Below are 18,879 nucleotides of genomic sequence, written 5' to 3'. Positions count from 1 at the left end.
AGCTGGCATGAAAAAGAAACAGAACGGCGTGGCTCTGGTCGAATTCGCCCTGATTCTTCCATTGCTGCTCATCCTGACGTTCATCACGACCGAATTCGGGCGGGCGCTGTACCAGTACAACACCATCGCGAAATCGCTGCGCGACGCCTCTCGCTATCTGTCCACCCAGGACCCGTCGATCGCAACCACGGATCCCTCCAAGATCACGACTGCCAGGAACCTGGTGGTCTATGGCAACCCGACCGGTGGCGGCTCGCCATTGGTCCTGGGCCTCGACACTTCTCACGTCCCCACCCCGACCTGGCAATTCAAGGGCAGTGGCCCGGCCATCAATACCGTGACCATCAAGGTCACGGGATACAAGTTCCGCCCGCTGCTCACCGGCGCGTTCGGGCTTGGTTTTGGTGATGCGAACGGAGAAATTCCCTTCGGAGATATCAGCGCCACCATGCGAGGTCAATCATGAATCGAACAAGACAGATGGGTGCGACTGCGGTGGAGTTCGCGCTGGTCCTGATGTTCTTCCTGACCTTTCTGCTGGGCATCATGGATTTCGTGCGCATGTTGTGGACGTGGAATGCAGCCGCCGAAGCGACGCGCTGGGGTGCGCGTGCGGCCGTCGTGTGCGACCGAAATGCCACTGTCGTGCTTTCCAACATGCAGAAATTCCTGCCCCAGTTGACGGCAGCCAATGTCAGTGTCGACTGGTACGACGCGGCAGGCAGCATCAGCGCGACCTGTACTTCCGCCAATTGCAGCGGCGTGAACGTCCGCATCGTCGATCTCGACTACCAATGGATTTCGCCCATCGGATTCGGAACTCGTTCTCCGATCCCGATGCCGGGTTTTTCCACCTATCTGCCGCGCGAAATCATGGGGCAGGACCCGAACAGCAACGCCGTCTGCTCCTAGCAACACACCGGACACGACCATGACCATGAAGATCGCCATCGTTTCCCCCAATCCGAACCACCTGCAGGACATGCGCAAGGTGCTGGAGCCGCGCGGCCATGCCGTCTCGCTTTTCGAAGGCGGCAAGAGCCGGATGCAGGCGGTCGTCGACAAGGTCGCACCCGACCTGCTGCTGGTCGACGGCATGTGCTGCGACCCGCAGGAGCTCTCGCTGGTGGAGGCCCTGACGCTGCGGCATCCGGCGGTGGCGGTGGTGCTCCTGTGCGCGATGCAGACGCCCGAGTTCCTGATCCACGCGATGCGCGCCGGCGTGCGCGAGGTGCTGCCGTCGCCCGCCGACACCGCCGCGCTCGAGGCCGCGGTGGATCGCATCGCGATCAAGATGGCCGGCTCGCAGGCGCGCAGCCCCGGGCGGGTGGTGGCGTTCATGCCCTGCAAGGGCGGCAGCGGCGCGACCTTTCTCGCGACCAACGTCGCGCACCAGCTGTCGCGCGAGCGCTCGGTGCTGCTGATCGACCTGAATCTGCAGTTCGGCGATGCGTTGTCGTATGTGAGCGACCTGCGCCCGACCGCGACGATGGCCGACGTGGCACGCGACATCGGGCGCCTCGACGCCTCGCTGCTGGCGGCGAGCGTGGTGCGCGTGTCGCCGAGCTACAGCATCCTGCCCGCGCCCGAGGACCTGGCGCGCGCGATGGACGTCAAGGCCGAGCACATCGACGCCATCCTGCAGGTGGCGCTCGCGCAGTACGACTTCGTGATCTTCGACCTCGGCACGCGCATCGACACGCTCACGCTGCGCGTGCTCGACCGCGCGGAGCGCATCTTCCCCGTGATGCAGACCAGCCTGCCGCACATCCGCAACGTGACGCGCCTGATGCAGGTGTTCAAGTCGCTCGGCTACGCCGCCGGCAAGGTCGAGCTGCTGGTGAACCGCAGCACCGGCGGCGGCGAGATCGGGCTGTCGGACATGCGCCGGTCGCTGCCCGGCGCGACGTTCACGACGGTGCCGGACGGCGGCAAGGACGTCGATGCGTCGATCAACCGCGGCGTGCCGCTGGCGGAGATGTCGCGCGGCAGCGCGCTCGCCAAGCGCCTCGACGAGATTGCCCACACCCTCAGCCCGCGGCCGGAGGCAACGCCCGGCTTCATGGGGCGGCTGTTCCGCCGTGCCTGAGACAGGGCGGATTCCCATCAATACCCAGGCGGAGGTGCCAACATGTCATTCAGGGAACAACTCAATGCGATCGACAGCGATGCCAGCGCGCGGCCGGCGGGGCCGGTCGTCGAGCTGACCGCGTCGCCTTTCGCCTCGGACACCTACAAGCTGCTGAAGGAGCGCATGCACCTGAAGCTGCTGGACCGCTTCGACCTGGCGGCGCTCGAAACCCTCCAGCCCGACGCGCTGCGGCAGGAAATCTCGACCATGGTCGGGCGGCTGCTGCAGGAAGAGCCCGAGGCGCTCAACGACATCGAGCGGCGCACGCTGATCCGCGACATCCAGCACGAGATGCTGGGCTTCGGGCCCATCGAGCTGCTGATGGCCGACCCGACCGTGTCGGACATCCTGGTCAACTCGCCCACCAGCATCTACGTGGAGCGGCGGGGCCGGCTGGAGCTGACCAACGTGAGCTTCACCGACGAGAAGCACCTGCTGCGCATCATCGACAAGATCGTCTCGCTGGTGGGGCGGCGCATCGACGAGTCCAGCCCCATGGTCGATGCGCGGCTGCCCGACGGTTCGCGGGTCAACGCCGTCATTGCGCCGGTGGCGCTGGACGGGCCGATGATGTCGATCCGCCGTTTCGCGAAGATCCCGCTGCGCATGAACAACCTCGTGAACGATCTCAAGTCGCTCACGCCGCCGATGGCGCAGATGCTCGAAGGCCTGGCCCAGGCCAAGGTCAACATGCTGATCTCGGGCGGCACCGGGGCAGGGAAGACCACGCTGCTGAACATTCTCTCGGGCTTCATCCCGGAGTCCGAACGCATCATCACCATCGAGGATGCGGCCGAGCTCCAGCTGCAGCAGCCGCACGTCGCGCGCATGGAGACGCGGCCGACGAACATCGAAGGCAAGGGCGAGATCACGCAGCGCGCGCTGGTGCGCAACGCGCTGCGCATGCGGCCCGACCGCATCGTGATCGGCGAGGTGCGCGGCGCCGAGGCGGTCGACATGCTGCAGGCGATGAACACCGGCCACGAAGGCTCGCTCACCACCATCCACGCCAACACGCCGCGCGATGCGCTGGCCCGGCTGGAAAACATGATCGGCATGGCGAACCTGAACCTGCCCCACCGCACCGTGCGCCAGCAGATCGCCTCGGCGATCACGGTGGTGGTCCAGGTGCTGCGGCTGATCGACGGGCGGCGCAAGGTCACGAGCATCCAGGAGATCACCGGCATGGAGGGCGAGATCGTCACCATGCAGGAGATCTTCACCTTCCATCAGACGGGCATGAGCCCCGACGGCCAGGTGCGCGGCCATTTCCATGCGACCGGCGTGCGGCCGAAGTTCATGGAGCGGCTGCACGCGTACGGCGTGGAGCTGCCCGACAGCATCTTCGATCCTGAAAAGCACTACGAATAGGAGCGCGCCATGTTCGACAACCTGGGGGGGAACACGCTGGTCACGGTCACGGTGCTGGTCTTCGTGACCGCGCTGCTCATGATCGAGGGGCTCTACCTGCTGTGGCGGTCTTACAAGGGGCCCGGCGCGCGCAAGATCGAAAAGCGCTTGCAGGCGATGTCCGCCGCGGTCGACCGCACGCCGCAGGCCCATCTCGCCAAGGAACGCATGCTCAGCGACATGCCGTGGATGCAGCGCCAGTTGCTGGCGCTGCCGCGGGCGCACCGGCTGGACCGCTTCATCCTGCAGGCGGGGCTGGACTGGACGGTGTCGAGCTTTCTGCTGGCCTGCGGTGCACTCGGTGCGTTCGCGTTCTTCGCCGTGTGGCTGGCGCACCAGCCCGTGTGGCTGGCGCTGCTGGCCGGGGCCGTGGCCGCGCTGCTTCCCATCCTGTACCTGCAGCATCAGCGCAGCCGCCGGCTGGATCGCCTCGAAAAGCAGCTGCCGGACGCGCTGGACCTCGTGACGCGCGCGCTGCGCGCGGGCCACTCCTTTGCCAGCGGCGTGCAGATGATCGGCGAGGAAATGCCCGACCCGATCGCCAGCGAGTTCCGCCTGGTGGCCGACGAGGTGAATTTCGGCGTCTCGCTGCAGCAGGCGCTGACCAACCTCAGCGAGCGCGTGCCGCTCACCGACCTGCGCTACTTCGTGGTGTCGGTGCTGATCCAGCGCGATTCGGGCGGCAACCTGACCGAGGTGCTGGGCAACCTGAGCCAGCTCATCCGCGCGCGCTTCAAGCTGCTCGCGCGGGTGCGGGTGCTGTCGTCGGAAGGGCGGCTGTCGGCCTGGATCCTGGGCATCATGCCGTTCGCCCTGGCGGCACTCATGAACATCTTCAATCCCGAGTTCATGTCGCCGCTGTGGACCGACCCGATCGGTCAGACGGTGCTGCGCTACATGCTGGTGCTGATGCTCGTGGGCATCGTGCTGCTGCGCAAGATCGTGAAGATTCACGTCTGAAGGAGAAGCGTCATGGCCATGTTGTTCCCCATCCTGGTTTTTCTGTCCGTGTCGCTGACGGTCATCGGCCTGGCGGTGTGGTTCTCCCCGTCGCGCACCGCGCAGCGGCTGCAGGCGGTGGCGATGCCGTCCGGCAAGTCGGCCTGGACCGAGACCGCCGTCAAGCTCGTCGGGCCGTTCGCGCAGCTGTCGTCGCCGACCGGCGACGCCGACCTGTCGCCGATGCGCGTGCGCTTTCTCAATGCCGGCATCCGCCACCCGGATGCGTACCTCATCTACTTCGGCCTGAAGACGCTGCTGCCGCTGGGCTTCGCGGCCGTCGCGTTCCTCATGCTGCGCGCGGCGGGTTCGGCGGGCGGCATGACGATGCTGCTGTGGCTGGCGCTGGCGGCGCTGGCCGGCTGCTACCTGCCCAACGCGCTGCTGTACCTTCGCATCCGCACGCGGCGCCGCGAGATCTTCGAGAATTTTCCCGATGCCGCCGACCTCATGCTGGTGTGCGTGGAGGCGGGGCTCGGGCTGGACGCCGGGCTGGCCAAGGTCACGGAAGAAATCCAGATCAAGAGCCGGGCGCTCGCACAGGAACTGCACTGGACCAACCTGGAAATGCGCGCCGGCGGCACACGCGAGAAGTCGCTGCGCAACCTGGCGCTGCGCACGGGCGTGGAAGAAATAGGCACCTTCGCCACCATGTTGACCCAGGCGGACCGCTTCGGCACCAGCATCGGAGAGTCGCTGCGCGTGTTTTCGGACGACCTGCGCCACAAGCGCCAGGTGCGCGCCGAGGAGCTGGCGGCGAAGGTGCCGACCAAGATGCTGCTGCCGCTGGTGCTGTGCATCTTCCCGTGCATCTCGCTCGTGATCCTCACGCCGGCGGCGATCCGCGTGATCCGGATGATCGGGCCGATGCTGACCGGGCATCAGTGAGGAGGCGACCGGGCCGGAAGGCCGGCCGGGCGCCGCTGCGGCGGATCAGGACGCCAGCGCGTCGAGCTGGTGCTTGATCGCGTAGATGTACAGCTCGAGCCGGTTCGTGACGCCCAGCTTCTGGTAGATCGCGCACAGGTGGTTGCGCAGCGTGTGCTCGGTGACGAAGGCACGCTCGGCGAGCGCCTTGTTGGAGGCGCCGCAGCCCGTCGCGACGATGCGGATGATCTCGCGCTCCTTGTGCGTCAGCGTGGCCTGCCGCGCGGTGTCGGGGTCGGCCTTCGGCGGCTTCCTGGCCGACGTGAGTTCGGAGAAGACGCGGCCCATGGTCTGCGCGTCGACGCACAGCTCGCCACGGAACACGCGCTCGATGGCGTCGAGCAGCTGCTGCGCCGAGGCGTCCTTGCCCACCACGCCGCGCGCGCCGCGCAGTATGGCCAGGTCGAGCGTGCGTTGCTCTTTCTCGGCCGTCAGCACCATCACGCGCGACACCTCGTTGGTCAGCAGCCGGGGCAGGATGTCCAGCGCGCTGTGGCCGTCCAGGTCGAGGTCGAGCACGATGACATCGGGCGCGAGGCTTTGCGCCGTGGCCACCGCCTCGTCGCAACAGCTGGCCGTGCCGACCACCTTCATGCGCGGCTGCTCGCCGTCGATCAGCTTCGACAGGCCCCACAGCATGGTCTTGTGGTCGTCCACGAGCAGCACGGCAATGGGATGGTCGGGATGGTCGAGGGTTTGCATGACGGACTCCTTCCTGTGTCTGCGGCGGGCGGTCAGATCGGGATTTCGATCCGTACCGCCGTGCCGCCATTTGCGCATCGGTCGACATGCGCCTGGCCGCCCAGGGCCGCGGCGCGCTCGGTGAGGGAGCGGGGGTGGAAGGCGGTGAAGCTTTCCTGGCAGGCGTCGTTCTCGATGCACAACGCCAGCTGGCCGTTCTTGCAATCGATGCGCACGCTGCCGTGGCGCGCATGGGTGTGCTTGCAGATGTTGTTCAGCCCTTCGCTCACCATCTGAAGCAGCTCCGCGGTCACGCGGTCGTCCAGGTGCAGCGGACCGTCGACGGCCATCACGATGTCGATGTCGATGCCGTACAGGCCCTTGATCCGCGCGGCCTGGCGTTCCAGGTGGGGCCGCACGAGCCCGCCGGGATCGTCGTTCGCACCGTGCCTGACTTCGCCGGCGTAGCGGCGCAGGTCGGCGATCACGCCGTCGGCCACGTCCGCGAGCTTGTCCAGGTCTTCGCGCAGCGGGTTGTCGGCGGCGGCCCGCTTGCGCAGCGCGCACAGGCCCATGCGCAAGCCGATGTAGGGCTGGATGGCGGTGTCGTGCAGGTCGAGCGCGATCTTCAGGCGCTCCGTCGATGCGGCTTCGGAGGCCATGCGGTCGAGCACCTCGATGGTCTCGATGACCGGGAAGATCTGTTCCATGAGGTGGGCGAGGAACAGCGCGTCGGACTTGCTCAGCCGCCCATCGCGCGACGAGATGAACACCCGGCCTTCGCCCAGGCGCATCGGCAGCGGCGCGCTGATGAAGGCCCGCGCCTCCAGCAGGGCGGCGATGGTGGTGCAGTGCGCAGCGCCGGCTTCGTCGGCGCTGCGCCAGGCGGTCGTGCCGGCTTCGAAGACACGGTGCTGCGCGCGCAGGTGGTTCAGCGGCCAGGGCAGGCGGCTGCTCAGCACGACGCTGTCGGGCGCCAGGGCCATGAGCGGCGATTCCGCGAGGCGGCCGATGGTCTCGATGCTCACCTGCTCGCAGGTGTCGTCCTCGCGCAGCGTGCGCAGCAGCCAGGTGCCGGTGGCGAGGTCGCGCGTCAGCAGGATGCAATGGCTGGCCCGGAAGAAGGCCAGCGTGCGCTCCATCGTGCGGGCGATGGTGCGTCCGGCGCCGAAGCGCGGGTTCGACAGCTGGCTCACGTCGCCCAGGAGCGCCAGGCGCCGTTGCAGCGCCAGCTTGGAGCCGCCCCAGTACACGATCATGTGCCCGAGCGCCAGCAGGAAGGCGGTGCGCATCAGCAGCTGCGACGTGTCGCCCGTGCACGTGGCCAGCCCGCAGGCGGTGAACGAGGCGACCGAGGCGATCGTCACGCGGGCGCCTTCCTCGAAGCCCCAGCGGAACGAGGAGGTGAGGATGGCGAAGAAGTAGAAAAGGAAGAACAGGCTGTGGGTGCCGTCGGTCACCGCCACGATCAGCGTGAACCACAGCACGTCGGACCAGTGGATGGTCCGGCCCTGGAAGTAGGGCCGCCCCACCGCCGTGCAGACGTGGATCAGCAGGCTGTGAAGGATGTAACCGAGGAAGGCCAGCCAGACCGTGGTGGGAACCTGGTTGTGGCTATCGGCGGCGTCGACCGTGATCGCCAGCAGGGCCGAGATCGACAGCACGAGCCGCATGCGTCCCACCATGAGCGCATCCGCCGCCAGGCTGGCGTCGATGCTGGGGGCGGAGCCGCGCACTCGCATGGGGATGCATCCTGTGCATGGACCATGTCAGGCACCGCGAGAGATCGCGGTACGGACGGGAGCGCTTGGCAGTGACAGTTTGGAATACATTTTTCTTGCCAGAGACCACAACGTGTGACGAGTTCACATTACTACTTTGGTGTTCAGATGCAATTGAAATCTTGTTCCATTAACATTTGGTAACTATATTTGCATTAGATTTCATGCGGATAAATGGGCCACTGCACGAGGGTGGCGAGAGGTCATGGCGCCGGCAGGGGAGGCCCCGGAGAGGGTGAGGTACCTCAACGGGGGCGTCCGCCCGCCTTGGCAAAGGCGCAGGCCGCGGTGTAACCCGGTTGCGCGGCCTCAGGGCAGGAACAGCAGCATCCCGTACACCGCAAACAGCATCAGGTGCATGAGCCCCTGGACCGGCGAGGTGCGCTGCCCGTTGAAGCTCAGCAGGCTCAGCACCGCCGTCACCGCGAACAGCAGGGTTTCCGCGCCCGAGATGCCCATGAGCACCTGCTTGCCCGTGACCAGCCCGATGACCAGCACGGCCGGCACCGTGAGCCCGACGGTGGAGACGAAGGCGCCCAGGCACAGGTTGATGGCGCGCTGCATCTCGTTGTTCATCGCGGCGCGCACGGCGGTGATCGACTCGGGCGTGAACACGATGATGGCGATGAGCACGCCGCCCACCGCCGCGGGCGCGCCGGCGGCGCCGATGCCGTAGTCGGTGACCACCGCGAGGTAGTGCGCGAGCAGCACGATGGGCAGGATCATCGCGAGCAACAGCAGCGAGCGAACGACCACGGCGCGCTTGTCCAGGGCTTCGTGACGGGCCTGCACCGCAGGCGAGGGCGCGGTCGCCCGCACCGACATCCGCCCCGGCGCCGGCTGGATGAAGAAGCGCTGGTGGCTGCGCATCTGCATCCAGAGAAAGGCGCCGTACAGCACGGCCGTGAGCACCGACATGCCGATCGCCTGCACCGGCGTGAACTCGCCCGCGCCCGAGGTGTGGTTGGGCAGCACCAGCGCCGTGCCGGTCAGCAGCACGATCATCGACAGGTAGGCGCCGGCGCCCTGCGCGTTGTATTCCTGGTCGCCGTGGCGTGCCGCGCCCGCGATCAGGCAGATGCCGATGACGAGGTTCAGGATGATCATCATCACGGCGAAGATCGAGTCGCGCCCGATGGTCGGAAACTCGCCCGGGCCCAGCAGCACCGAGGCGATGAGGATCACCTCGATCGACACGATCGAGAGCGTCAGGATCAGCGTGCCGTACGGCTCGCCCAGCTGGTGCGCCAGGTGGTCCGCCTCGCGCACCACGCCGAACGAGGCGGCCAGGATGGTGACGAACAGCGCCAGGAAGACGCAGCCGGCCACCACGGGGCTGATCGGCGCGGCCAGCCAGCGGTCGCCGAAGGCGACGAAGAGCCCGACCACGAGCCAGGCGGCGGCGATCAGGGCCCAGGTGGCGGGCGGCACGAGGCGGACGGGGGAGGGTGTTGTTGTCATGGGTGTTGTCACTCCGACATCAAGAGGGAAGCCAGGGCCAGCAGGCCGCTGCCGGCGAGGCTCAGCCCGCTGGCGGCCCACAGGGCTTTCACGTCGCGTAGCTCACAGCCTTCGCGGCGCGCATGCCAGGCGGCGTAGGCCAGGGCCACCGCCATGGTCAGCGCGGGCCAGTGCAGATCAAGACCGTTCATCGCGCGGCCCCCGATGCGGCGCGTGCGCGAGGGCATTCGGCGCGGTAGGACAGCCGGGTCGCGCCCGTGCGCACGTGCAGGCGCACGGCGCCGAGCGTCAGCCGGAAGGCATCCGGCACGGTGGCACGAGAAAGACGGAAACGGGAGAAGAAGCGTTGCGCGGCGAGGCGCCAGGAAGGGAGCAGTGCGGCCATGTCGAAACTTCGCGAGAAGTCAGGAAAGGGCCGTCCCTTGCAAGGTGAAGGTGCAAGACCGAGGTCGTCCTCGGCCCGGTTCGCGCAGGGCGCGCGAACGAAAAAATGATAGCAGGGAAATCGAGATCGACGCCCTCAGCCCCCGCGTGCGCGCACCTGGGCTGCGTGCAGGAGGCGGGCGCTGTCCACCTTCTGCTTGGACAGGAGCCGCATCCTGTTGCAGTTGGAACAGCGGTACAGGCGCAGCCAGGGCAACAGGCGCATCCACCCTCTGCGCGGCTGGCGGTCCATGTCAGCAAGGTGGCAGGGGCAGGCGGAAACCGAATGAGTCGACGACATTTGTCAGAGTGACCATGCTGTCCAGATCCCACCCTGACCAAGCTCTGCGGCTCTTCGGCTACTGGGAATTGAAAGTATTCATTCTTACGACAAATGTAAACAAGCACACTCACCCGTTCTGGGTATTCGGTGGCCTTCCCCCGCGTGCTTGCCGGCGCGCCACTGGCAGCAGTTCGCATTGCAAAACGAGTTGGAAGTGTGGAGCGCCCCTTGCGCAACACGTTCTCGTGCGCATCGAGGTCGTGTACAGCTGTCGCTACCAACACGCCCCGCTTTTACAAATTCGGCGAATTGGAAAGTTTGAACTTTTGGCTCAATTTATTTTTTCACTTCCATGAATTGCCGCCGGGTTTATCTCACACCTCAACAAGGCGTCATTTAAATCGGAGGCAGCCCATTGCTCGATTGGAAAACGAATGGATTACTCGCAGTTCTCCAGCGAAAACTCCTCTGGCACGCGTGAGAAAATAGAGATCAAATAGAAAGAAAATTAACCTTCACATGATCAGGTAGGGAGCGTGCCTGATGTATTTGGATGCAATTGAGAAAGGCGCGTGATTGCGCGCCTTTCTTGAAAACAAGAATCAAAGGGGGAGTCCGCGTGAACCACATCGTGGCGAGATTGTTCTTGCACGGTCGCATCCGATGAGTGACGCGTCGAGCCGTCATCTCGCGGCGCTTGTCGCCGACCGGCAGCACGACCGGCTGCTGCGACTGTCGTTCCCCCAGGGCGGGGAGCCCGCAGGTGGCGACCTCGTGGTCAACACACTCTCTGCTTCGGAAGGCCTGTCGCGCGACTTCGATTTCACGGTCGGGCTCCTGAGCAGCAATGCCGATCTGGCACTCAAGGACCTGCAGGGCAAGATGCTTTGCGTCGAGCTGGTGCGTCCCGACGGAACGCTTCGCTATTTCACCGGCATCGTCTTCGAGTTCCGGCTCGTGCGCACGGACGGCAACCTGGCCTTCTATGAAGCCCGGCTCGGCCCATGGGTGAAGTACCTGCGGCTGCGGGCGAACAATCGCCTCTTCCATCGCCAGACGTTGCGCGCGCAGACCGAGGCCGTCTTTGGCGACTACGGCGCACTGCCTCAATGGGAGTGGCTCGTTCGCGGCGACGATACACCTCACACGATGGCCGTGCAGGGCGGCGGGGCTGGCGGTGAGACTGACCACAACTACCTGCACCGGCGCTGGGAGGCGGCGGGCTACAGCTATTGGTACGAGCACTCGGCCGAAGGGCACACCCTGCATGTGTGCGACGACAGCACGCTTGCCAAGGCCGTGGACGGCTCGTCACCTGCGATCCGATTCCAGAACGAGGGTGGCGCGCAAGAAGAAGATGGCATCGGCCAATGGAGTGCCGTGCGCGAGTTGGTCTCGGCGCAAGCGGCCGTCAGCGCCTTCGACTTCAAGAACGCGCGTCCGCAGCATGCCGCTATGCCCAGTAACAACCAGCAGGGGGATGTGCCTCACCTGGAGGTGCATGAGTACGGTGGCGCGCGTCACTTCAAGACGTCGCTCGAAGGCGAAGGTGTGGCACGTCGGCGCATCGGCGAGATCGAGGCGAAGGCCAAGCGCTTCGAGGCGCAGGGCAACAATCGCTTCGTGCTGCCCGGGCGCTGGTTCCGGCTGACCGACCACTTCGGACGCACGCAAGGCGAAAGCTCTGAAAGCGAATTCCTCGTCCTCTCGGTAGAGCACCGCGCGAGCAACAACTACCTGCAGGAGCCCGCCACCGCGGAGGGCAAACCCAAGGGGTCACGGGCCGAGTACAGGAACAGTTTCGTCTGCAGCCGCCGCTTTGTTCCCTGGCGCCCCGGTCGCGGCTTTCACAGTGTGGAGCAGCGCGTGATGGCGCCACAGACGGCGACCGTGGTGGGACCGTCTGCCGAGGGCAGTATCCACACCGACGAGTACGGCCGCATCCGGGTGCAATTTCACTGGGACCGCGAAGGCCAGAGCGACGAACGCAGCTCCGCCTGGGTGCGTGTGATGAGCCCCTGGGCGGGTGGAGAGACGGGCGCCGTCTCCACGCCCCGCGTCGGCTCGGAAGTCATCGTGCAATGCCTGGACGGCAACCCCGACCACCCGATCGTCATGGGTGTGGTCTACAACGCGCAGCGCATGCCGCCGTGGAAGCTGCCCGAGCAAAAGGCCCTCATGGGTCTCAGAAGCCGTGAACTCGCAGGCGCCAGCGGCAACGAGGCTGGTGGCAAGAGCAACCACCTGCTGCTGGACGACACCGAAGGCAAGATTCAGGCGCAGCTCAAGAGCGATCACGACAGCAGCTCCCTGAGCCTGGGGCACATCACACGCATCGAAGACAACGCAGGACGCAAGGACGCCCGGGGCCAGGGCTTCGAACTGCGTACGGACGGCCACGGTGCGATCCGGGCCCAGGACGGGCTCCTGATCAGCACCGAGGCGCGCGCCAACGCCCAGGCCCACATCACCGACATGGGCGAGACGGTGCAGCGCCTGACCCAGGGACGAGAGCTGCACGAGGGCTTGAGCGAAGCGGCGCAACAGGCCAAGGCGCACGAGGCCGGCGACCAGGACGAGGTGACCCGAAGCCTGAAGGCGCAGAACGATGCGATCAAGGGTTCTGGCGGCGGCAACAAGGCCGAGGGCGAGTTCCCCGAGCTCAACGAGCCGCATGTGGTGCTGGCCAGCCCTTCGGGGATCGAGGCCACCACGGGTGGCTCGATGCACCTGGTGAGTACCGAGCACCACGCGATCACCAGTGGGGCGCACACCAGCATTGCGGCGGGCAAGAGCTTGCTGGTGAGCGCCAAGGAAGCGGTGCGCATCGCAGCCTTCGAGAAAGGCATGCGGCTCATCGCCGCCAATTCCGACATCGACATCCAGGCCCTGAAGGACAACATCAACATCCTGGCCAAACTGGACGTCAAGGCCGAAGCCAACAAGATCACGATCACGGCCAAGGAAGAAGTGATCATCAACGGCGGTGCCAGCTACACCCATTGGAACGGAGCAGGCATCGAGAACGGCACCAATGGCATCTGGCGCGAGCACGCGGCTTCCCACATCACGACGGGCCCCAAGAGCCTGCCGGTGCCGGAGATGCGTTTACCTCAAGCCGTGTGCAAAGAGTGCATGGCAAAGGCGGCAGCGCGCGCTGCCGCAGTGGCACCCCGGCAGTGACCGTGTCAGCGTACCCAGCCCAACAAGCGACGCCGGTCGACGGCGGTCTGCAGCCGCACGAGCCCGTGGTGTTCAACAAGGAAGTCGCGCAGACACTGGTGCATGACATGGGGGTGCTGCTGGCCTGCAGTGCGAGCATGCCGCGCTATGCGTTGGTCGAACTCGGCCAGTGCGAGATGGCCGGTCGCGAGGCCATCGCCCTCGCTGTGCAAGTGCATGGGCTGGAGATGGAGCGCTTGTTCGAAGGCACGCCCGAATCCGAACTCGCCGATCAGGGGCCGTGGTTGATCCGGTTTCCGGTGCAGCCTGCGGGCACTCTGCTGGAGACGCTGGCCCTGCATGCAGGCGTTCATCATGCGTTGAGCATGGTGGCCTCGCCCCTCGCTTTGGGCGACCTGGCGAGCCACATGAGAAGCTGGCTGGAGGGCCTGATTCCGCCGGACCCGATGATCGAGGACGATGAACCCTGTGGTGCGGTGCTGCGCTGGTCCGACCCACGCATCGGGCTGGACATGCCCGGCTGCTGGCCCGCAGCGGATCGCCAGCAATTCATGCAGGCATTTCGTTGGTGGGCCGCCTGGCGTGCCGATTTCTCACCGCGCTTGATGCAGGGGCCCAGTTTCAACAGGGCAGCCCCGCGCGCCGAGCCGCTGCCGCTTGACCAGACGCTGCTGCTGGCACTCGACCAGCTCAACACGGCGGAAACCATGCTCGCTTCCGTGCGTGAAAACGACATCGAGCCCGGTGAACTCGATCACATGGCGCCGGCGTTGCAACACCGCCTAGCGCATCAGCTGCGTGACGATGCCCGGCGCCTTGGCTTGGACGACTGGGCCGATCAATACATGTTGCTGGCCATGGGGTTGCGCCTGCATCCCGACATTGCCGATGCACAGGCACTGCAACCCATCCTTGCCGCTGCGGTCACTGGCGAGCGAGGCCTCGGTGCCGCCATTGCGGACATCGACAACGCGGTGTGGCAAGACCTGGTCGAAGAAGCGCCGCACGTGCTTGCGCTGCATTCGCACGCACTGCTCGAACCCCTGCGTCAACGACGTCTCGCTGCCGTGTCCGCACATCCCTTTCACATCCCGCGCACCGAAGCTCGCTGAATCATGGCCACCGTTCCCAACCTCGGCAGCAGCGCTGCCAACGCGCAATCCGCAAAGAATCGCATCCCGGGCGTTTGTGATTGCAGTGACCCGGTCGACAAATCGGCGCTCATCCTTTATCCGAGCCTGGGAACGCCGTTGCTGCTCAAAGAAGGGCAGACCAAGTGCAGCATCTTCATCGTCGGCGAGTCGAGCTTGAAGGCGGCCTCGGGTGCAGGCGCTGCCATCCCCGCACCTGCGCCCAACCTGCATGTCTTCGTCGACCGCCATCTGAGGCTCTACTCCATCAAGGAAAAGGGCACCCAGACCGACACGACCACCGGCACGCTGTTTGGCGATGGCAACACCTGTGCAACGGCCCCGCAGCACATCAACGCCTGGCGCGTCGGTCGCTTCGGAGCGGGGGTGCTGATCAAGGATCGCCACGGACGGCCCTTTGCCACTATCGCGTCGATGGCGGCACAGGTCTACAAGGATCTGCTAGGCGGCGACATCTACGAGATCGAGATCGATCTGAAGGCCGCGCCGTTCCAGGGCATCAATTCGGGCAGCTTCATGAGCTTTGCCTGGATGGTCAAGCTCAACGACGCCGGCAAGCAGCTCCTGCCCAACGCCACGCACGCCGAGCCGCAGGACCTGATGATTGCCAAGTTCCTGCGGGAGCAATCCGCCAAGGACCCGTTCCACTTCGCGAACATCCAGGAGTTCGACCTCTCGAAGGGCGCCAGCACCACGGCCAACCAGTTGCCGCCGCAAAAAACCGGCTCGGGCGAACGCCTGCAAAGCTGGCACCCCGTGAAGTACATGCCCGCACGCCCGCTGAAGCTGGGCCACCTCTCCGACGTGCATGTGAATGTTCGCCATACCGCGATGGGCAAGAGCATGGCCCAGGTGCTCGAAGGCGATGTGGCCGGCGCGAAATGGAATGCGCCTGTCGGCACCAAGGTGTGCAACAGCTTCGATGCGCTGCGCGCCTTGTTCGAGAAGATGGCTTCGGGTGCCGACAAAGCGGGCAAGGCCGACGCGGTGCTGCTCACCGGCGACCTGATCGATTTCAATCGCAACCTCAACCCTGCTCAGGTTGCTGCAGGAAACGCAACGGGTGACAAAGCCATCGGCGAGCAATGGAAGAGCTTCAACCTGCTGGCGAACATCGACGACCCGAGCAACGGCAAGAGGCTGTACCCGCGCGGGCTGGACGACATGCTCGTGTTCAGCCTGATCCGTGAGATGTACCGCAAGCACAGCCTGCCCGTTTTCATGACCAGCGGCAATCACGAGGCGTACCAGGTGCCCTACGGCATCAGTGCGCGGGTAGAAAAGGGCAGTTGGGGGTTTGAACTTGGATCACTGGAAGTCAAGGCCGATCCCGAGAACCTCACCGCCTTGGCCGGTCCCGGCGTCAGCGCCACGGCGGAAGTTGGCGCAGGCGTGCTCGGCGGCCTCAAGGCAAGCTTTTTCGGAGGAATAGGCGGGGCGCTGGAGAACCTCACGCGAAGGCCCAAAGTCGGCGAGAAGCCGGAAGGCATGGTCTCCCGACTGACGGGGGGCAAGGCCGCACTTCAGAAGCACCTGGAGAACAAGGAGGCCGCCAGCGCGTGGGTTCGAGGCAAAGCCAACGAAGGCATGAGTCGTGACCACAACATGACCATCTACGAGGCATGTCTGGCCTATGGCCCTACCTATGGCCAGGTGCTCAGCGGCTTCAACTTCAATACCGGGCAGTTCGATTGGTTCTATGCCCTTTTCACTCCTCTGGCCGATTGCGTGGTCGCCTATGGCGCGGCCAGTGACGATGCCAGCGGTAGCAGCGCGGTGCAGACGATTGCTGCGTTGGGCTGGGGTGACAAGGAAAACTATCTGAACGTCTACGACGTCATCGATGGCAAAGACGGTGGCGCGGATCGGCAGGGCGCGGGCATTTTGCCCAGGGCGGTGGAGTCGTTCAGCAACGACCAACTCACGTTGCTGAAACAGGCGGCAAGTTACAAGGGTGCGAGCAAATCCACACTGACGGTCGCCAGCCATTTCACTATCGTCAGCTTTGATGAGCCCGAGCCCTTCAGCAACGTGGACAAGGCCAAGGATCGGTGCAGCTTTGTGCCTCACAACGGAACGACCGGGGTGGGCATGAAAGGCGCATTCAACCAGGTCAATGTCGGTACGTGCGAACGCAATCAGGCCGTCTATCTGGAGCACTATGTCAATGTACCTGGCCGGCGCGGCAAGGGTCCTGGTGTGGACTGGCATCTTGCGGGCCACAGCCACCGCTCGGGCGTGTACAAGGTGCGATGGCAGCAGGACAACGCCCGTGCCGTCGCCACGCGGCGCGTGCAAGTGCACAGTGCCAGGGATCCCGGCATCCACGAAGCCCAGACCGTGCCGCCGGATACCGAGACGGCCCTGATCGTCAGCAGTTGCGGTGGTCCGATCGGCTACCAGAACCTGGACGGTGAGCTCAGCGCGTGGACGGGGCGGCCACCTGCGGGCACCTTGCTCGAGCCGGCCACGGGCAAGATCAGCCAAGTCAGCACCCGCCGCTGTCGCGTCGACGACGGCAAGGCGTACAACGAGAAGCCAAGGCTGTGCGTGGCGCTGGACTACCTGCATGTGATGAACGGTCTGCCGGAGAAGGGCAACATCGACGCGCCGCTCGAGTTTGGCGAAATTTCGCCTTTCGCCACGGGCAACACGCAGATCCCGCTTCGATTGAGTCGACAGATGAGAAAGCTCAACTGTATTGAAAGCTTGACGCTGTGGGTGTTTGAGGGCGGAAAGGATTCTGAAAAGAACGACGTTCGCAAATGGCATCGCGTTGACACCAAGCTGGACAAGCCTGGCTCTCCCGGCAGCGCGACGGTCAGCAACGAAGGGATGGAGGCACTCTCAAGAGCCTTCGCAACAGGCGTGGTAGGCAAGCAGGTCAACTCGCCATTCCGGCGCATCCAGGCGACCTTTTGCGAGGTGGGACTGCGAAAGCCTGGGCCGACGGATGCAGGCGAAGACTGGGCTCTGCACATGCAATGCACCGATCCATGGGTTTTTCCGATCAGTGTGGTGAGCCTGAACGCAGGGAAAACGATGTCCGATCTTGGGCGTGTGGGCGGAGAGAAGGGGGAGGTGCCGGATTGGAAATGGTTGGCCCAGACTTTCGAAGCCAGCGGCTACATCGACCCCAAGATCGCCATCGCTGGCAAAACCTCTGCCGCAGGGAAAACCAGGCCATGACCCGCAGGCGATTCCTCAAACTTGGCGCTGCGATGGCGGGCGCTGTTCTGTACGGATGTGAAATGAGCGGCAAGAAGAACATCAAGGATTTCGGCAAGACCTTCGACTATCTGAGCGATCCGGCGCTTCGCAAGAAGGACATGGGCGATGCGCAACTCGTGGTGGATAGCGCCGAGTTCAGCGGTGTCAAGTTCCAGGGCCAGGAGTGGCGAAACATCAAGTTCGTCAATTGCGATTTCGTGGGGGCCTACGACATCAAGCAAGCGTTGATTGCGCAATCGAGCTTCGAAGGGTGCAAGTTCGCAGGCATCTTCAATCTGGGCGTGTTGAAGCAAGTGCGATTCGAGCGCTGCCTGATCAGTGGCTCCAGCCATGTGGTCGGCGATACGGGCAGCCTGGACGTGACGTTCGAGCAATGCGAGCAGATCGGGAAAGATCCCGAGCCAAACCATTGGGGTAGTTTCGGTAGCTACGGTGAGGTCGCATTCATCAAATGCAAGGCCAAGTGGACGAATGTGACCGGCGAGACCAAGCACTTGATTCGCGACTGCGACTTCGAGAGTGTCGATTGCAGCGTCAGCAAAGACGGCGGTGGATCGGCAGTGCTGATCGAGAACTCACGCTTGCTCGGGGGCTTTGACATGCGGCCTGCCACGCTGCTGTCCCTCACCATCCGAGACACCACCATCGAAGGCACCTTCAACTTGACGAACGCGACGGTCAAGGGCGACATCCTGATGGAGCGGGTGACTGCCGGTGTGATCCTTGGCTACGTCAAGAACGCCAACAGTCTTACTGTGCGAGACAGCAAGATCATAGGTAACGGCATGGATGTATTCGAGGCCTTCGCAGGTGGGATCAGAGCCATCGCGATTGAGGGAACGATCTTCGGCGCAGGCTCGATACGAGGAGGTAACGGCACCGATGGGGTCACGATCGCCGGCGGCTTCTCTCTTAAGGACCCGGCCCGCACCTCGAACACCAGCCAATCCATTTTTATTCGCGACAGCAAGATCCCTCAACTGCAATCTCAGCATCTCAATACCAAGAGTCTTGTGCTCAGGAAGGTGGAGATTGGGGAGGCTGATTTCACGAACACTCGCGCGGAGGTGTTGGAGCTGGACGATGTGAGTTTCACAAAGTCCGTGAACATGAGCGGGGCGCAGATCAAAGAGTTCAAGCAAAGCGGGACCACCGACCTTAAGAGGCTCGGTCGCAGCTTGAAACTGGAAGGCTCCAACATCAAGCTGCCACGTTGAG

General features: G+C 64.6%; 15 protein-coding genes. 10 read left to right on the top strand and 5 right to left on the bottom strand.

What is annotated here, in order from left to right; genetic code table 11:
- Positions 1-7 precede the first annotated feature (7 nt).
- Genes AC3WQR_RS00660 through AC3WQR_RS00635 form a run of 6 tightly spaced genes read left to right on the top strand, consistent with a single transcriptional unit; the run spans position 8 to position 5,428 of the window.
- Positions 8-466, top strand: coding sequence for a TadE/TadG family type IV pilus assembly protein (locus AC3WQR_RS00660; protein WP_492740901.1), 459 nt, complete (start codon positions 8-10; stop codon positions 464-466).
- Entirely contained in the window at positions 463-912 is a 450-nt protein-coding gene (locus tag AC3WQR_RS00655; RefSeq protein ID WP_062474161.1) for a TadE/TadG family type IV pilus assembly protein, read from the top strand. The genes AC3WQR_RS00660 and AC3WQR_RS00655 overlap by 4 nt, the downstream gene beginning before the upstream one ends.
- A gap of 19 nt (positions 913-931) precedes the next feature.
- Positions 932-2,089: a CpaE/TadZ family protein gene (locus AC3WQR_RS00650; RefSeq protein ID WP_492740900.1), complete on the top strand. Its 1,158-nt coding sequence runs from the start codon at positions 932-934 to the stop codon at positions 2,087-2,089.
- A gap of 42 nt (positions 2,090-2,131) precedes the next feature.
- Positions 2,132-3,502 carry a TadA family conjugal transfer-associated ATPase gene (locus AC3WQR_RS00645; protein WP_062474163.1) on the top strand — a complete coding sequence of 457 codons (1,371 nt, stop codon included), beginning with the start codon at positions 2,132-2,134 and terminating at the stop codon, positions 3,500-3,502.
- Positions 3,503-3,511: 9 nt separating this feature from the next.
- On the top strand, positions 3,512-4,501 hold the full coding sequence (locus AC3WQR_RS00640; RefSeq protein WP_139702488.1) for a type II secretion system F family protein: 990 nt from the start codon (positions 3,512-3,514) through the stop codon (positions 4,499-4,501).
- Between the two features lie 12 nt (positions 4,502-4,513).
- Positions 4,514-5,428, top strand: a complete 915-nt coding sequence (locus AC3WQR_RS00635) for a type II secretion system F family protein (protein ID WP_062474167.1) — start codon at positions 4,514-4,516, stop codon at positions 5,426-5,428.
- Between the two features lie 45 nt (positions 5,429-5,473).
- Here AC3WQR_RS00635 and AC3WQR_RS00630 read toward each other — a convergent pair whose 3' ends face one another.
- From AC3WQR_RS00630 to AC3WQR_RS00610, 5 genes are all read right to left on the bottom strand, one after another.
- The gene (locus AC3WQR_RS00630) at positions 5,474-6,169 is read right to left on the bottom strand and encodes a response regulator (protein ID WP_070061157.1); all 696 of its coding nucleotides are present in this window, start codon (positions 6,167-6,169) and stop codon (positions 5,474-5,476) included.
- Positions 6,170-6,201: 32 nt separating this feature from the next.
- Positions 6,202-7,890: a sensor histidine kinase gene (locus AC3WQR_RS00625; RefSeq protein WP_492740899.1), complete on the bottom strand. Its 1,689-nt coding sequence runs from the start codon at positions 7,888-7,890 to the stop codon at positions 6,202-6,204.
- A 348-nt stretch (positions 7,891-8,238) separates the two neighbouring features.
- Positions 8,239-9,390: a calcium:cation antiporter gene (locus AC3WQR_RS00620; protein ID WP_492740898.1), complete on the bottom strand. Its 1,152-nt coding sequence runs from the start codon at positions 9,388-9,390 to the stop codon at positions 8,239-8,241.
- A gap of 8 nt (positions 9,391-9,398) precedes the next feature.
- Positions 9,399-9,581 carry a hypothetical protein gene (locus AC3WQR_RS00615; protein WP_139140231.1) on the bottom strand — a complete coding sequence of 61 codons (183 nt, stop codon included), beginning with the start codon at positions 9,579-9,581 and terminating at the stop codon, positions 9,399-9,401.
- Positions 9,578-9,775: a hypothetical protein gene (locus AC3WQR_RS00610; protein ID WP_139702484.1), complete on the bottom strand. Its 198-nt coding sequence runs from the start codon at positions 9,773-9,775 to the stop codon at positions 9,578-9,580. Before AC3WQR_RS00610 ends, AC3WQR_RS00615 begins: the two co-directional genes overlap by 4 nt.
- A gap of 984 nt (positions 9,776-10,759) precedes the next feature.
- On the opposite strand from AC3WQR_RS00610, the gene AC3WQR_RS00605 reads away from it, so the two are divergent.
- The 4 genes from AC3WQR_RS00605 (at position 10,760) to AC3WQR_RS00590 (ending at position 18,878) form a co-directional block, all read left to right on the top strand.
- The gene (locus tag AC3WQR_RS00605; protein WP_492740897.1) at positions 10,760-13,279 is read left to right on the top strand and encodes a type VI secretion system Vgr family protein; all 2,520 of its coding nucleotides are present in this window, start codon (positions 10,760-10,762) and stop codon (positions 13,277-13,279) included.
- A gap of 68 nt (positions 13,280-13,347) precedes the next feature.
- Positions 13,348-14,391 (top strand): DUF4123 domain-containing protein, encoded by a 1,044-nt coding sequence (locus AC3WQR_RS00600; RefSeq protein ID WP_492740896.1) that lies wholly within the window; start codon positions 13,348-13,350, stop codon positions 14,389-14,391.
- A gap of 3 nt (positions 14,392-14,394) precedes the next feature.
- On the top strand, positions 14,395-17,619 hold the full coding sequence (locus AC3WQR_RS00595; protein ID WP_492740895.1) for a metallophosphoesterase: 3,225 nt from the start codon (positions 14,395-14,397) through the stop codon (positions 17,617-17,619).
- Positions 17,616-18,878, top strand: a complete 1,263-nt coding sequence (locus AC3WQR_RS00590; RefSeq protein WP_492740894.1) for a pentapeptide repeat-containing protein — start codon at positions 17,616-17,618, stop codon at positions 18,876-18,878. The genes AC3WQR_RS00595 and AC3WQR_RS00590 overlap by 4 nt, the downstream gene beginning before the upstream one ends.
- Position 18,879: the final 1 nt, after the last annotated feature.

Source organism: Variovorax sp. FW305-3-2-15-B-LB1, assembly GCF_058787635.1.
Note: the sequence above shows the minus strand (reverse complement) of the source record. Positions and strands in the feature narration are given on the sequence as shown.